At 49.8% G+C, this 15,362-nt stretch carries 8 protein-coding genes; 3 read left to right on the top strand and 5 right to left on the bottom strand.

Features of this window, described 5'->3' with window-relative positions; translation table 11 throughout:
* Positions 1-104: 104 nt before the first annotated feature.
* A complete protein-coding gene (locus EKK48_14680) occupies positions 105-6,479 on the bottom strand; it encodes a response regulator (protein RTL41179.1) in 6,375 nt (2,124 codons plus the stop codon).
* Positions 6,480-6,833: 354 nt separating this feature from the next.
* On the opposite strand from EKK48_14680, the gene EKK48_14675 reads away from it, so the two are divergent.
* The 3 genes from EKK48_14675 (at position 6,834) to EKK48_14665 (ending at position 9,673) form a co-directional block, all read left to right on the top strand.
* A complete protein-coding gene (locus tag EKK48_14675; GenBank protein ID RTL41178.1) occupies positions 6,834-8,417 on the top strand; it encodes a CPBP family intramembrane metalloprotease in 1,584 nt (527 codons plus the stop codon).
* A gap of 131 nt (positions 8,418-8,548) precedes the next feature.
* A complete protein-coding gene (locus EKK48_14670) occupies positions 8,549-8,959 on the top strand; it encodes a nuclear transport factor 2 family protein (GenBank protein ID RTL41177.1) in 411 nt (136 codons plus the stop codon).
* A 75-nt stretch (positions 8,960-9,034) separates the two neighbouring features.
* Positions 9,035-9,673 carry a hypothetical protein gene (locus EKK48_14665; protein ID RTL41176.1) on the top strand — a complete coding sequence of 213 codons (639 nt, stop codon included), beginning with the start codon at positions 9,035-9,037 and terminating at the stop codon, positions 9,671-9,673.
* A gap of 118 nt (positions 9,674-9,791) precedes the next feature.
* On the opposite strand, the gene EKK48_14660 is transcribed toward EKK48_14665, so the two are convergent.
* The 4 genes from EKK48_14660 to EKK48_14645 form a co-directional block, all read right to left on the bottom strand.
* On the bottom strand, positions 9,792-12,179 hold the full coding sequence (locus EKK48_14660; protein ID RTL41175.1) for a PAS domain-containing hybrid sensor histidine kinase/response regulator: 2,388 nt from the start codon (positions 12,177-12,179) through the stop codon (positions 9,792-9,794).
* 161 nt (positions 12,180-12,340) lie between these two features.
* The gene (locus EKK48_14655) at positions 12,341-12,970 is read right to left on the bottom strand and encodes an MBL fold metallo-hydrolase (GenBank protein ID RTL41174.1); all 630 of its coding nucleotides are present in this window, start codon (positions 12,968-12,970) and stop codon (positions 12,341-12,343) included.
* A 17-nt stretch (positions 12,971-12,987) separates the two neighbouring features.
* The gene (locus EKK48_14650) at positions 12,988-13,962 is read right to left on the bottom strand and encodes a ribose-phosphate pyrophosphokinase (protein RTL41202.1); all 975 of its coding nucleotides are present in this window, start codon (positions 13,960-13,962) and stop codon (positions 12,988-12,990) included.
* A 92-nt stretch (positions 13,963-14,054) separates the two neighbouring features.
* Positions 14,055-15,323, bottom strand: coding sequence for an aluminum resistance family protein (locus tag EKK48_14645; GenBank protein ID RTL41173.1), 1,269 nt, complete (start codon positions 15,321-15,323; stop codon positions 14,055-14,057).
* Positions 15,324-15,362: the final 39 nt, after the last annotated feature.

Raw genomic sequence — 15,362 nt, 5'->3', positions numbered from 1 at the left:
TGCACCCGAGACGGGTGCGCTCCATGTTTTCTCTATGCACCCGAGACGGGTGCGCTCCATGTTTTCTCTATGCACCCGGGACGGGTGCGCTCCGTGAGTTCTCCTTATTGGTATAGCCAGACCCGTAACAGGGACATCAGCTGATCGGTGTCGACCGGCTTGGCGATGTAATCTGAGGCTCCGGCCTCGATGCACTTCTCGCGGTCACCTTTCATGGCCTTAGCGGTGAGAGCGATAATGGGCAGGTTCTTGAATTGATCCATGTCGCGGATGCGTCTGGTTGTTTCGTAACCATCAATTTCAGGCATCATGACGTCCATCAAAACGACCTCGACATCAGGATTCTCTTGAATCAGCTTGATCGCCTCCAGTCCGTTTTCTGCGTAAATAACATTCATGTGCTGACCCTCTAAGATACTGGTCAAAGCAAATATGTTTCTCACATCGTCATCAACAATGAGAATCTTGCGTTCTGACAGAATCGGGTCGCGATTATGCGCTTGCTGCAGCATGCGGCGTTTCGACTCAGGCAGATTGTTCTCGACACGGTGCAGGAAGAGTGCAGTTTCATCAAGCAAACGATCTGGTGACTTGGCTTCCTTGACGATCACGGCTTCGGTCATTTGCCGCAACTCCATCTCTTCTTTCGGTGTCAGATCCTTACCCGTGTACACAACGATTGGCAGATTCTGCAAACCAAGCTCGTCCTGGACCTTTCTGATCAACTCGTAACCAGTCATATCAGGCAAACCGAGATCGATAACCATGCAGTCGAAGTGAGTGGTCTTGAGCAATTCGATTGCCTCTTGACCGGATGCAACGGCCGTAGTTTCAACGTCGCCGTTTCCGATCAATTCAACAATACTGTTGCGCTGAATCTCATCGTCCTCAACAACGAGCAAGTTTTTGGCCGGGCGCTCGATAAACGCTTTGATAGCAGCCATCGCCTCATTAATGGCTTCTTTGGTTACTGGTTTTTCGAAATAGCCTATCGCGCCTTGTTTGAAACCACGCTGTTTTTGCCCGGAGGCGGAGATAACATTGACCGGAATGTGTCTGGTTTTCGGATCATGCTTGAGACGGTCAAGCACTGTCCAACCATCCATATCAGGTAGCACTATATCCAGTGTTATGGCATCAGGACTGAACCGGCGCGCCAGCGCTATAGCGGCAGCACCATTTACAGCAACCAACCCTTTGAAGCCACTTTCGCGAGCCTCATCAAGCAACAGTCGGGCAAAGGTCACGTCATCTTCAACAATGAGCAAGACGCGGTCGTCGTCCTGAATACTTCCACGATCATCTGCAACTATGCTTTCCAGCAAAATCGTAGAGTCATTTGGAATTTCAGGCGCATCTGGTGCAAGCTGGTCGTAGTTCCGTTCCAATGGAGCCGAATAGCTGCTGACCGTTGTACTGCGAGGTCTGGACGACTGAGTGGGAGCAGTGTAATTAACCGGCAAATAGAGAGTGAACGTGCTGCCCTCGCCAGGAGCGCTGGTCACCTTGATCTCGCCACCAAGTAAACTTGCTATCTCGCGGCTGATTGGCAAACCAAGACCTGTACCACCATACTTCCGGCTCGTACTACCGTCGGCTTGCTGGAAGGCCTCGAAGATAATCTTCTGCTTATCCAGGGGAATGCCGATACCGCTATCGGTGACTGAGAATGCCACCACGTTCGGGGAATGGTTCAGCACCATCTTGTCCGGGCTCCAACCTTCGGTGACCGCCGCAACTTTGAGAGTGACACCGCCATCTTCAGTAAACTTGAACGCGTTAGATAGCAGATTCTTCAGCACCTGTTGCAAGCGCTTAGAGTCAGTGCTCAACGTGCGCGGTAAGTTCTCGCCAAAGTCCAGATGGAAATCGAGCTTCTTGGTTTCGGCAACCTGCCTGAAGTTTCGCTCAATCGCCTCATGCAGATCTTTGAAGCCGATTTCGCCGATGTCGAGCGTGATTGTTCCCGATTCAATCTTGGACAGATCGAGAATGTCGTTAATCAGTTCAAGCAAGTCTGAACCTGAAGCGTGAATTGTTTTTGCAAACTCGACCTGTTTAGGCGTGAGGTTGGCTTCTCCGTTGTCAGAAAGCAACTTGGAGAGTATAAGCAGGCTGTTGAGCGGAGTCCTCAACTCATGGGACATATTTGCAAGAAACTCAGATTTGTACTTGGATGTAAGGGCGAGCTGCTCGGCTTTCTCTTCCAACGACATTCTCGCCTGCTCGATTTCTCTGTTCTTGCGCTCCACTTCTGAATTCTGCGCAGCCAACAATCTCGCCTTTTCTTCCAGCTCTTCGTTGGTTTGTTGCAGTTCTTCTTGTTGCTGGGTGAGCAAGTCTTCTGAAGCTTGCAATGTCTTCGCTTGCTGTTCGAGGCGCTTGTTCGTTTCCGTCAGCTCCTGTTGCTGCGCTTGCAACTCTTGTGCCAGAGACTGAGACTGCTTGAGCAAGTTCTCGGTTCTCATGTTGGCCTCAATTGTATTGAGCACGATACCGATACTTTCTGTGAGCTGATCCAGGAAGGCCAGGTGAATATCGCTAAATGGCTGGAACGAAGCCAGTTCGATCACGGCTCGCACGTCGCCTTCAAAGATAACGGGCAGGGCAACGATGTTGATAGGCGTTGCTTCGCCCAGACCAGAGCTAATCTTGACGTAGTCATCAGGCGCATTGGTGACAAGAATTCGCTGTTTCTCAACCGCCGTTTGACCGATCAAACCTTCTCGCATCTTGAAGCGATCCGACAAATGTTTCCGCTTCTGATAGGCGTAGCTTCCCATCAACTTGAGCGAACCTTCGCCTTCCTCATTCTCATTAATGTAGAAGACACCGTGTTGCGCTCGCACCAGTGGTGCCACTTCGGACAGGATCAGGTTAGCTACAGTGAGCAGGTCTCTTTGCCCTTGCAACATACTCGTAAACTTGGCAAGGTTGGTCTTGAGCCAGTCTTGCTCAGTATTCTTCTGAGTTGTATCTTTGAGGTTACGAATCATCTCGTTGATATTGTCTTTGAGAGATGCAACTTCGCCTCTCGCCTCAACTGATACCGATCGTGTCAGGTCACCCTTGGTTACAGCAGTTGCCACCTCAGCGATAGCTCTCACCTGCGTGGTCAAGTTCGCAGCGAGTACGTTCACGTTATCTGTCAGGTCTCTCCACGTACCAGCGGCACCTGGCACGAGAGCTTGCCCGCCGAGGATTCCTTCCGTTCCTACTTCACGCGCTACCGATGTAACTTGATCTGCGAACGTTGCCAGCGTATCGATCATCTCGTTGATTGTGTCTGACAACGAACCGATTTCACCCTTCGCTTGCAGCACCAGTTTTCGTTTCAAGTTACCGTTTGCTACAGCAGTTACAACCCCGGCGATACCACGCACTTGCTCGGTCAGATTGCCTGCCATGGAATTTACGTTGTCTGTGAGGTCCTTCCATGTACCAGATACACCTTGCACAACGGCTTGTCCACCGAGTTTCCCTTCCGTTCCTACTTCACGCGCTACACGTGTTACTTCTGATGCGAATGATGACAGCTGGTCCACCATCGTATTGATTGTGTTTTTCAGCTCGAGAATTTCGCCCTTTACGTCTACCGTGATTTTTTTCGTCAGGTCACCGTTGGCTACGGCGGTGGTCACGTCTGCGATATTTCGCACCTGCGCTGTCAGGTTCGACGCCATCGAATTGACGTTATCAGTCAAATCCTTCCACGTTCCGCCCACACCTTTTACTTCGGCTTGCCCTCCCAATTTTCCTTCCGTACCTACTTCTCTTGCTACACGAGTTACTTCTGACGCGAACGATGAGAGCTGGTCCACCATCGTGTTGATTGTGTTCTTCAGCTCCAGAATTTCACCTTTTACGTCTACCGTAATCTTTCTGGAAAGGTCTCCATTAGCTACGGCAGTCGTTACGTCTGCGATGTTTCGCACCTGACCCGTGAGGTTGGATGCCATGTAATTTACCGAGTCTGTAAGGTCTTTCCATGTACCGGAAACGCCCTTAACATCGGCTTGTCCGCCCAGTCTTCCTTCCGTTCCTACTTCTTTTGCAACGCGCGTTACCTCAGACGCGAATGAGGAGAGCTGGTCCACCATCGTGTTGATTGTGTTCTTCAGCTCTAGGATTTCTCCTTTTACTTGCACCGTAATTTTTCTAGTCAGGTCACCGTTGGCAACCGCTGTGGTCACCTCCGCGATGTTTCGCACCTGACCTGTGAGGTTCGATGCCATGTAATTCACAGAGTCAGTCAGGTCTTTCCATGTACCCGACACACCGCGTACATCGGCTTGTCCACCCAGCTTGCCTTCAGTACCTACTTCTCTTGCTACACGAGTGACTTCAGACGCGAATGATGACAGCTGATCCACCATCGTATTGATTGTGTTTTTCAGCTCTAAGATTTCGCCTTTTACGTCTACTGTAATTTTCTTGGACAGGTCACCTTTGGCTACAGCCGTCGTTACCTCCGCGATGTTTCGCACCTGTGCAGTCAGGTTTCCTGCCATCATGTTGACGTTATCAGTGAGTCCCTTCCATGCTCCGGTAACCCCCTGTACATCGGCTTGTCCACCGAGCTTTCCTTCTGAACCGACTTCACGCGCAACACGCGTTACCTCCGCGGCGAATGATGACAGCTGGTCCACCATGATATTGATTGTGTTCTTCAGCTCTAAGATTTCGCCCTTTACGTCTACTGTGATCTTCTTCGACAGGTCGCCCGTCGCCACCGCTGTGGTCACCTCCGCGATGTTACGCACCTGAGCTGTCAGGTTCGACGCCATGAAATTCACAGAGTCGGTCAAGTCTCGCCAGGTTCCCGAGACCCCTTTTACATCCGCTTGCCCTCCGAGTCGACCTTCCGTTCCGACTTCTCTCGCTACACGAGTTACCTCCGCAGCAAACGACGACAGTTGATCCACCATCGTATTGATTGTATTTTTCAGCTCTAAGATTTCGCCTTTTACATCTACAGTGATCTTCCTGGAGAGGTCCCCGTTCGCCACCGCAGTTGTAACGTCTGCAATATTTCGAACTTGAGATGTAAGGTTCGACGCCATGTAATTCACAGAGTCTGTCAAGTCTTTCCACGTGCCGGAGACGCCTTTTACATCAGCCTGTCCACCGAGCTTTCCTTCCGAGCCTACTTCTCTCGCTACACGAGTTACCTCCGCTGCGAATGATGAAAGCTGATCCACCATCGTATTAATCGTGTTCTTCAGCTCGAGAATTTCTCCTTTTACGTCTACCGTGATCTTTTTGGACAGGTCACCTTTTGCTACGGCAGTCGTCACCTCGGCGATGTTTCTCACCTGCGCAGTCAAGTTGCCCGCCATGTAATTTACTGAATCAGTCAAGTCTTTCCAGGTACCGGCAACTCCCTTTACTTGCGCTTGTCCACCGAGTTTTCCTTCCGTTCCTACTTCTCTTGCTACACGTGTTACTTCCGAGGCGAACGATGACAACTGATCGACCATCGTGTTGATCGTTTTCTTCAGTTCTAGAATTTCGCCTTTTACGTCTACTGTAATTTTTCTTGAAAGGTCACCGTTTGCCACCGCAGTCGTTACGTCAGCAATGTTTCGCACCTGAGCTGTCAGGTTGCTTGCCATCGAATTTACGTTATCCGTCAAATCCTTCCATGTACCAGAAACGCCCTTTACTTGCGCCTGTCCACCGAGTTTTCCTTCTGTTCCTACTTCTCTTGCTACACGTGTCACTTCTGATGCGAACGATGAAAGCTGGTCAACCATGGTGTTGATCGTATTCTTCAGCTCCAGAATTTCACCCTTAACGTCAACAGTAATTTTCTTCGAAAGATCACCTTTAGCTACGGCAGTCGTCACGTCTGCGATGTTTCGCACCTGACCTGTCAAGTTGGATGCCATCGAGTTTACGGAGTCCGTCAGGTCTTTCCATGTACCGGAAACGCCTTTGACCTGTGCCTGTCCACCAAGCTTTCCTTCCGTTCCTACTTCTCTTGCTACTCGAGTGACTTCAGAGGTGAAAGAACTGAGTTGCTCAACCATCGTGTTGATTGTGCGTGCCGTGCGCAAGAATTCACCCTTCAGTGGACCGCCTTCAATTTCAAGCGCCATCGTCTGAGTCAAATCACCTTTCGCCACTGCACCGATAACGCGCGCTACCTCGGTGGTGGGTCTCACCAGGTCACCAACCAGACCGTTGACGGACTGAATACACTCGTTCCAACCACCAGTTGCCTCACCTAATGACGCTCGCTGAGTGATTTTTCCTTCCTTACCGACAACAGTATTGATTCGCTGCAACTCAGTTTGCATGCGCTGGTTCAACTCGACGCAGTCATTGAACGCCAGGGCTATTTCCCCAGCCAGACCGGTTTGATCGAGGGGCATTCTGACGCTGAAATCGCCCCGCGCCATCGCTCTCAATGCCTTAAGAAGCTGGCGTCCGTCGACGGAATCAGGGGTGATTGTTGCTTGCGCGGTGCGTGCCATGTGTTGTCTCTCCTATCGACTCGACTTCATGCGTCGTAACTGCGTCACCGAGCGGCAGCAAAACGCCGGCTCTGGAACGGTTGAGTTCTTCCGCTGTTTACATCCGATCTAAGTCATTCTCTAAATAATTATGTCACTATAAGTCTTCATTACATGTACCCACGGACACACATGCTGTGTCCACTCTCTTACTGCAACGAACATAGAGAGGACCAACGTGGAGCCCCATAAGATAAGCATCTAGGATTTATTGCTCGGGCCGACTCTACATTAATTTCTGCGAGAGAATACAATATTTCGAACGAACTCAACAGTATCCAATAAAATGAAGAAAGCGTTTTCAGGCGGAGTGGTATGGCAGGCATTTCAATAGCATTGATACTGTGGTCGGTGGCGGTCCTCTTCTTTTTGCTGCTCACTTTTGTAAGCGCGATTCTCGCCCTTTGCCTGAAAGAAAAGAAGCAATTACATGCTGTAGATACGTTTTTAGTTTCAGCCACACTGCTGTGCGCAGTTTTCCTGAGCGCCAACCTGTTAGTAAAAGATGCGACCAAACTTGCAACCCACAAGAAATATCAGAAGGCTGTGAAAGTTTGCGACGGGGCTGTACAAAACATTGAGGAAGCCGCATACATCGACGACCTTGCTCAACCAACTCGCACGATCATCGCTTCGATTTCCGCTACCAGAGCCGACAAGCTTCTGAGAGACGCCGAAACCATCGTTCAGCAACAGGCGGATGAGCATCCCAGAGGTCCATCCATTGCGGCAAGACTGGCAATCATCATGCACGCGGAAGGCAAAGACACGGCGCACATTTTCAAACCTTTTCGCGACGACGACATTGAATATGGTGAAGAAGTGCCTTCAAGCCGTTTGCTCTCGACTCTGCAACAGCTTTACCAAAAGTCAGAGCCTGGGGTGTCCAACGGCACAAAGCTCAATGAAACACAAGCAGAGGAAATTATAAAGAGTGAATTACCAAAGGGGTGGTATCAGGCGAGTGCATTGATCGATCTGTACAAAATTATCGACCCGATCAAATTAAGAGAAGTACTCGCCAGAAGAAGTGAAAACGCTACGGCGTGGGGCTCTAGAGTACAGTCGTTCCTGGTTTTGGACGCGATAATTTTGCTGCTTGGTCTGATTAGCCTGACCTGGTTTACAAAGCTGAAAAAACAAGAGTCTGTTGAAGTTATTCCGCTCACTACCAGCTTCAGAAGAATGTACGTGTGCCTGATTAGCACCATATTCGCTCAGGTCATCGCGGGTGGTATCATCGGTCTATGGATCGGTTTTTCATCTGTCGCCTCACATACATCAGCCGACATAGGTGATTACGAAAGCTTGATGAACATGACACTGGTGATCGCCGGTGTTAGTTTTTGTCTCTTACTGCTGTATTTGTTAGTGCTCCGTCCACAAAAACTATCACTCAATCAAGCCTTTACGCGCTCAGCAGAGAAGCTCGCTCTGCCAAATTTTTTCTTCTTTGTGCTGGGTGGCTTCTGTGCAGCAAACGTGCTCAATCTCATTGGGCGATTGATATATCACTTGCTGCCGGGGGCAGGACGCCCTACAAATCCCGCACATCTCCAAATGGTCAAGGCATTTGTTGCCGGCGACGTTGAGCAAATTATCAAGTCTGTTATCTTCGCCTGCCTTCTGGCACCATTCACCGAGGAGATCATGTTCAGAGGACTTCTCTTCGGATGGCTTCGAAAAAAACTTGGTTCGACGCCGGCAATGATAATCAGCTCAATCCTGTTTGCAGCATGGCACTTCGACTTGAACGGCTTCGTTCAATACTTCGCACTCGGGCTGGTGCTTTCGGCTGTGTACAATCGCACTCGTAATCTATGGATTTCCATACTGATTCACGCACTCTGGAACTGCTGGGTAGTATCGACCGTATATTGGGTGACCAGCTACAAATAAGAGCGATGTTTTGCCTGACATGACAATGTTCGAAAGGCGTATGGTTCTGCTCAAACACATTAGAAACAACACCACGCGTCTGACCGGTGGCGTTTTTCTCTTTTCAGCATACAATAACCTGCGTTGGCGCAATGCGGAGCAAGAAATCAATGTCAGAAGACAAATTGGCCATCCAGGAACTGTCGGCAATATACGCAAATGCAATGGATAGCGGCGACATTCAGGCGTGGCTGCAAACCTGGCACGAGTGCGGCATCTGGGAAGGCGGCATTGGCAAGTACGAAGGGAAGGAAAAACTGGCAAATCTTCTGCCCGATCTAGGTGCTCGGGTGATCGGAAAACGGCACATCATGACGAACTTTGTCATCGATGTGAGAGGAGACCAGGCCACCCAAACCTGTTATCTGCTTATCATCGATAGAAATAAGACCATCTTGCCAGGTACAGCAGTGTACGTGGACAAGCTGCTCAAAACGAACAATCAATGGTTGTTTGTTCACCGCAAGGTTGAAATTGACCAGCCTTCTACATTATTCAGCTGATAGATATTGGCAACAACCATGCTAACATTCTCGTTCAAGCTGCAGTAGCCACCTGTCGACAGTGAAGGAGACCATATGACAAAGCAGACGGAGCCTAAATCTCACTTCGCCGGGCTCAAGCAAACACGCCGAAATGCCACCTTAGTAGCGCTCGCCCTCTCCATGTTGATTGGTGCATCGGTGCAGCCGGTGCTAGCCGTTGACCGCGTCGTGCAATTGCTCGGAGTTTGCGGGCTTGCTGATGCACAATTCGAAGGTAATCGCAGGCATGTCAGAAGCAGGCTAATTTCCTTTCAGCCAGATGGCTATGCCGGCATCGTCATCGACGGCGTGGAAGGGCAGAGAGTAGATGCGTTGAAAAATCTGTCACTAGTGTTCGAACCGCCGGCCGCGGGTACTTCCACATTCGTATTACGCATAAAAACTAAAGGTGGAAAGGTTCAGCAATTTGCCATCGGCGACCCAAATACTTTGCCGAATATTCCTTCGGAACCTGTGCAGGGCTCGCCTACAGATCGCCAAATATCTGTACAAGTCTCAAATTTGCTGGGCGCCAATTCAACGTTGAAACCAGATGACATTGTTGCCAAATACTCATTCTTGTTTTCCTGCAACAAGAAAAACTCACGAGTCGAACAATATGTCGAAAGCGTCTTTTACGGAATAACACCCGTCTCGCTGCTACTCGAACCGATTACTTGCAATCTCAAGTAGCCCTCTGCTGAGCAAGGGCAGTCGCAAATGAGGCCAAGCTCTTTCGATTGATCGCCGACATTATGCTGTCACTTGAACCGACGGCAGTGGATTCGACAGTGCACTCAAAGGCAGTGGACTAGACCGTGGCTGGCACCGCTTCTTGAAACGGAAGCTCACACCAGAATGTTGAACCTCGATCAACAACACTGGTGACCCCGATTTGCCCACCCATGAGCTCAACCAGATCACGACAGATGCTCAATCCGAGCCCCGTGCCACCGTAGTTGCGAGCAATCGAATCGTTTGCCTGCACAAAGGGTTGAAAAAGTTGCTTTTGCTGCTCTTCGCTAATACCGATACCAGTGTCTGCGACCGAAAGCTTCAACCTGAGAATGCCATCCTCCCAGCTAACAAGTTCAGCCGCGATCCTGATTTCACCACTGTCTGTGAATTTGACGGCATTAAAAAGCAGATTCAAAAGAATCTGTCTCACTCTCAATTCATCGCCACAAACCATCTCAGGCAACTCCGGCGCTACCAGAAAATCAATCTTGAGCTGCTTCTTTTCTACTTCAGGCTTAACCAGCTGCACCAGTTCGGCTAAAAGAGGTCGCATTGCAAAATTTCTCATTTCTAGAGTTATTCTGGCAGCCTGAAGCTTCGAAGCTTCGAGCAAATCGTTGAGTATTTGCAGGAGACGCTTTGACGACTCAAATGCAGCTTCTGCCATATTACGGGTCTCGTCTTCTGCGGTCGTGTGTTTAATCAGTTCAACAAGACCGATCACGCCTGCCATAGGAGTTCGAACTTCGTGACTGACAGTAGTTAGGAAACGAGACTTGGCTTGCAGAGCCAACTCCAACGCTCTGGTTCGCTCGTCGACTTCTCTTTCTAAATTGAGTGAGAATAATCGCTGTTGAAGCAATGAAATAACGCGTGCATACAGTTCTCTTGCCGTGAAAGGTTTAACGAGATAGTCATTCGCTCCAGCTTCCAACCCCTCAGCGCGAGCCTCATCGCCTGCGCGCGCCGAAAGAAATACGACCGGCACCGTCTTCAACGTATCATCGGCACGAATCTGCCGAAGCAGTTCAAACCCGTCCATATCAGGCATCATAATATCTGCAACAATCAAATCAGGCAGCCGCCTTTCAGCTGCAGAGAGGGCTGCTTTCCCGTTTGGAGCAGCTTCAGCAGACCATAATGGCGAGAGCAATCGTAGCAAATAAGCTCTCATATCCGCGTTATCATCAACGATCAGTATGTGTTGGTTCAACTGCTCTGAACTAGCGACAACCTCAGGGTCAGCCGATTTTGCGCTGCCCCATGAATTCGCTTCTTCCAAAAAAGCTTGAGCATAATTCGATTCGAAAACAATCTCTTCGCTTACCAGCGACTCTTGAGGCAAGTGTGCATTGCCTCGGGGAATTTGCACTGTAAACTCAGATCCAGCGCCTTCAGTGCTTTTGACGGAAATTTCACCACCGTGCAACTTCACAAGTTCCAGAACCATTGCCAGTCCAATGCCCGTGCCTTCGTGCGTGCGAGCGCTTTGTGACTTCAATCGTTTGAATCGCTGAAACAACTCGCCCTGTTCCGCAGATGGGATACCGGCTCCCGTGTCGGCGACAGAGAGTAGGAAGTTTCGATCACTTTGCCTGACCAGAACAGTAATCTTCCCTGACAGAGTAAATTTAAATGCATTTGATACTAAATTGAGAACTACCTTCTCCCACATATCGCGGTCGACAAAAGCAGGCTCAGAGATGTTCTCGCATTGAACCTCAAATGCGAGCCCCTCCTTTTCAATAGCAGAGCGAAAGAGGCTGCAGATTTCTCTCGTGAACGAGCACAAATCAGTTGCCACAAATCTTGCATCGTAACGACCTGCTTCGATACTCGAAAAATCAAGTAATGCATTTACGAGTTTAAGGAGTCGTTTTGCATTGCGATGAAGCGACTCCAGTTCCACACGCTGCGTATTAGTACACTCGTCTAAAAGTGCCTGAATGGGACCAATCATTAAGGTCAATGGCGTTCTAAACTCATGACTTATGTTGTTTACGAAAATGGTTTTGGCACGATCCAACTCGGCCAGCGCGCGGACACGACTGCGCTCTTCTTCTTCCTTGTCCTTTTGATCTTGTATGTCTGTATTGATGCCAACCCAGCGAATTAGCCGACCTTGATCATTTATAAGCGGATTAATACGGGTCAAGAACCAGCGGAATACCCCGTCATGACGCCGTAATGGGAACTCTACCTGGCAGGGTTTCCCGGTACTTATTGCCTCAGTCCAGGCAGCCATGCAGACAGGCAGCCAATCAGGATGATGAACCGATGTCCACCCCCAACCCTGCATGTCTTCAAAGTTACTGCCGGTGTAGTCGTACCAGCCTTTATTGTAATAATCTATCCAGCCATCCGGTTGAGCGGTCCATCCCAGTTGAGGCATAAGATCGAAGAGTTGCCGAAAAATCACGACATCGTCGGCAGCGGGATCTAACTTTCCTCTATCAAGCATAACTTTCCTCGAGTAATGCGAATGCCAAGGATACCTGATTGGAAGCGACAGAGTCAGAGAATGACAACGGTATTGTAGTAACGGTCTGACAAAACGAGAAAATAATTCTGTTCAGTTTCAACCAAACTGATGACATCTAAACGGATGGCCAATTTAGTCAATCAATTCAAAAATGGATTGCCTTTTCTCTCAGCCCAGATTGATGTGTCACCGCCATGACCCGGCACAACTCTGGTGCTGTCATCCAGCTTCATCAAACGCTCGGTAATAGACTTGATTATTTCGTCAAACGAACCGCCCCATAGATCTGTGCGACCGATGGAATGCTGAAAAAGAGTATCACCAGAAAATAGAATGCTGTCTTTTCCCTGCACGCAAAAGCAGGTGCTTCCAGGCGTGTGGCCGGGAGTGTGAATTACAGAAGCTTTGATATTGCCCACTTTAACGTGGTCTTCGTGCTCCAGATATTCATCGACAGGTAGCGGATCCGTTGCTTTAAAACCAAACAGCTGCACTTGTTTTTGCAGATTGTCGTACAACCACTGGTCGCCTTTGTTGATGTAAATCTTGGCACCCGTTGCTTCTTTCACCGCGCGAGAGCCCATGATGTGATCGAAGTGCGCATGCGTGTGCAACAAATACTTGATCTTCAAGTTGTTGTCTCTGGCAAACGCCAGAATTTTCTCCGGGTCGCCGCCTGGATCGATAACGGCAGCTTCACCAGTTTCCGGACAACCAATGATCGAACAGTTGCACTGCAGCTGACCAACTGGAAAACTCTCGATAATCATTTAGATGCGCACTCGAATTAAAGGAACAACTCACTGACAGAAGTGTCGTCGTGAATACGAGCAATCGCTTCACCAAGCAGCTTGGCGACGCTGAGCATGACGATCTTCTTGGAGATGTTCTTCGCTTCGTGCGGAATTGAATTGGTGACAATCAATTTTTCGATTGGCGAATCATCAATTCTTTTGTTTGCTGGTCCCGACAAAACAGCGTGTGTCGCGCATGCGTAAATAGCACGTGCCCCTTCTCTCTTGAGGAGTTCCGCACCTTTCACGAGTGTTCCGGCGGTGTCGACCATGTCGTCGACCATGAGAACAACTTTGTTCTTCACGTCGCCGATGACGTTGTAGACTTCTGCCACGTTATGAGCGCTGCGGCGCTTGTCGATGATAGCGATTGGAGCGTCGTCGAGCTTCTTCGCAAAGGCTCGGGCGCGCGACACGCCGCCGACGTCAGGGCTGACGAGGACGAGGTCGGTCTGATTAAGAGAACGAACATATTCGAGCAGCACCGGGCTGGCATAGAGATGGTCGACGAGAATATTGAAGAAGCCCATGATTTGCGGTGCATGCAGGTCGAGGGTGACTACCCTTTGCGCACCAGCAGTGGTTAACAAGTCAGCGATCAATTTGGCTGTAATCGCTTCACGACCGGCAGCTTTTCTGTCTTGTCTTCCGTAGCCGTAATAAGGCATCACTACTGTGATTCGACCAGCCGATGCTCTTTTTAAGGCATCAAGCAGAATCAGCAATTCCATCAGGTTCTCATTGACCGGCGTGCATGTGGGCTGCACTACAAAACAGTCTTGCCCCCTGACACTCTCTTGAACTTGCACATAGATTTCGCCGTCTGAAAACGGTGAAATTTTGACCGGTGCAACGGTCAACTCCAGATAATCAGCAACTTCCTTCGCTAGTTCTGGATTTGAAGTACCGGACAAAATCAACAAATTCGATTTCGAGCCCGGAATTACTATTTGCCTGGCGGCTGGCATCTCGGCTACCAAGAGCGTATCCCCCACAGTGGTGCCCCACTATTGTAAAGAAGAACTGGCGCCGCTTAAAGCCAATGAGCAAAGCTTTAGTTCTAGAAAAACGGCATTTCGCCCCTAGCACTCAGGGTTATAGCCTCTTCGAGCACACACTTAACATGCAGATATGTAAGGCCACCTTGCACAAACACGGCAAAAGGAGGGCGAAGTGGCCCATCTGCAGACAGCTCGATTGTGGCGCCCTCCACGAAAGTGCCGGCGGCCATGATCACAGGGTCCTGATATCCAGGCATAAGCGATGGCTCAGGAACCACGTGTGAGTTAACTGGTGAGCCTTTCTGTATGGCACGGCAGAAATTGACAAGCTGGTCCGGATTGGCAAACTTTATCGCCTGGATTATGTCTGACCGCCTGGTCAGCGCGTCTGGCTTCACTTCGCAACCTAATTCGGCCAATACCGAAGCAAAGAGCATGGCTCCCTTGACCGCGTTTGAAACCACTGCCGGAGCCATAAACAACCCCTGCAGGACAAGCCGGTTCTGGTTGTAAGTCAAGCCCAGATGTCCGCCGATGCCAGGTGAAGTCAGCCGGTTTAATGCTCTCTCAACTAAAACTGCGTCGCCTGCCACATAACCACCCGTGATGGCCAGCCCGCCACCTGGATTCTTGATTAAGGACCCGGCTAGAAGATTCGCACCGACTGCCGTAGGCTCACTGGCTTCGACAAACTCCCCGTAGCAATTGTCGACAAAGACGATACAGTCCTGATGGATAGACTTTGCGGCTTTGCTCAATCTGGCAATATCTTCATTATTGAAACTGCGCCTGGCAATGCTGTAGCCGCAAGACTTCTGGATGTAGAACATGCATCTGCCAGCAGGCGCCGCCTGACGAATCTTCTCAGTCAAGCCGGCATCGCTTTCGTCGGCGGGGTCAAGGTCGATCTCAGAGTATTTGACTCCCAGAGAGAGCAAGTTGCCCGGCTCATCCCCCTCCAAACCAATTACTTCTTTCAACGTGTCATACGGCTGCCCGGTCAAAGAGAGAATCGTGTCGCCTGCGTGCAAATTACCTAGCAATGCGCAGGCGATAGCATGGGTTCCGGAGACGAACTGCATGCGCACTGCGGCAGAATCGCACTCAAAAATCGATGCAAATATCTTGTCTATCGTCTCGCGACCAGGATCATTACGACCGTACCCCGTGCGCTCAGCAAAATATTCTTCAGTCAACCGATGCTCACGAAATGCGTTGAGCACTCTTTTTTGATTGATCGTGGCAACTTCATCGACAGAATCGAAGAGATCACGCAATTTCCTTTCGGCGTTCTTAATTAACCCAGGAGCATCTAGTTGTTTAAGCATTGGTTATTACTATCGCGTATTTCACAGTTAGGGAAGGGG

The organism is Candidatus Melainabacteria bacterium (assembly GCA_003963305.1).
Classification (GTDB): domain Bacteria; phylum Cyanobacteriota; class Vampirovibrionia; order Obscuribacterales; family Obscuribacteraceae; genus PALSA-1081.
Note: the sequence above shows the minus strand (reverse complement) of the source record. Positions and strands in the feature narration are given on the sequence as shown.

Excerpts from the sequence above, each read along its gene's own strand:
- EKK48_14680 (RTL41179.1), bottom strand. The coding sequence starts at position 6,479 with ATGGCACGCACCGCGCAAGCAACAATCACCCCTGATTCCGTCGACGGA.
- EKK48_14675 (RTL41178.1), top strand. The coding sequence starts at position 6,834 with ATGGCAGGCATTTCAATAGCATTGATACTGTGGTCGGTGGCGGTCCTC.
- EKK48_14670 (RTL41177.1), top strand. The coding sequence starts at position 8,549 with ATGCGGAGCAAGAAATCAATGTCAGAAGACAAATTGGCCATCCAGGAA.
- EKK48_14665 (RTL41176.1), top strand. The coding sequence starts at position 9,035 with ATGACAAAGCAGACGGAGCCTAAATCTCACTTCGCCGGGCTCAAGCAA.
- EKK48_14660 (RTL41175.1), bottom strand. The coding sequence starts at position 12,179 with ATGCTTGATAGAGGAAAGTTAGATCCCGCTGCCGACGATGTCGTGATT.
- EKK48_14655 (RTL41174.1), bottom strand. The coding sequence starts at position 12,970 with ATGATTATCGAGAGTTTTCCAGTTGGTCAGCTGCAGTGCAACTGTTCG.
- EKK48_14650 (RTL41202.1), bottom strand. The coding sequence starts at position 13,962 with ATGCCAGCCGCCAGGCAAATAGTAATTCCGGGCTCGAAATCGAATTTG.
- EKK48_14645 (RTL41173.1), bottom strand. The coding sequence starts at position 15,323 with ATGCTTAAACAACTAGATGCTCCTGGGTTAATTAAGAACGCCGAAAGG.